The organism is Modestobacter marinus (genome assembly GCF_019799945.1).
GTDB classification, from domain to species: Bacteria; Actinomycetota; Actinomycetes; order Mycobacteriales; family Geodermatophilaceae; genus Modestobacter; species Modestobacter marinus_B.
On the sequence record NZ_JABGCH010000236.1, the window covers coordinates 1 to 506 of the forward strand.

The 506-nt window shown below is 35.2% G+C and carries 1 protein-coding gene; it reads right to left on the reverse strand.

The genetic code is table 11. The features are described 5' to 3' along the window. Nucleotides 1-220 precede the first annotated feature (220 nt). Nucleotides 221-469, reverse strand: coding sequence for a hypothetical protein (locus HK417_RS24740; RefSeq protein WP_222273546.1), 249 nt, complete (start codon nucleotides 467-469; stop codon nucleotides 221-223). Nucleotides 470-506 lie beyond the last annotated feature (37 nt).

Consider the following 506-nt stretch of genomic DNA (forward strand, 5'->3'; position numbering starts at 1 on the left):
ATAAAACCCTGACACGCACGAATATGCCCCCTTTATCCCCCATTAGTCGTAGCAAAAGAGCGGCATAATATGATTTGTTGAATAAATTAACCACATTGCCGATCTGTTGTTGCCCCTGCTTTACAACTCACCCGGTTGATTTACGCTTTATTTAACCTTTTCTATTTCAAGGTCATTTTATCACTAAAACAAAAAAAAAAAAAAGAGGTTTCCCTCTCATCTAAACTTTAAGATGCTTATACATAGCCGCAAGAACCAAAAATTCCTTGGGCGTCATCCAACTTTTACGCTGTTTGTTTCCGCTTTTAATAATAGCCGTTAGATCCCTTTTAGTGATATAAAGGGTTCTATCATTTGATAACTTAATTTTGAAATTATAATCATCTTGTAAAACTCTATATTGAATATCTTCAACGTATAAGAAAATTACCGGGAAACCATCACACATCATTTGTTCTGCCATGTTCACCTCCTTTATTGTGTTTTAATGTTTGGCGCTTTACCGT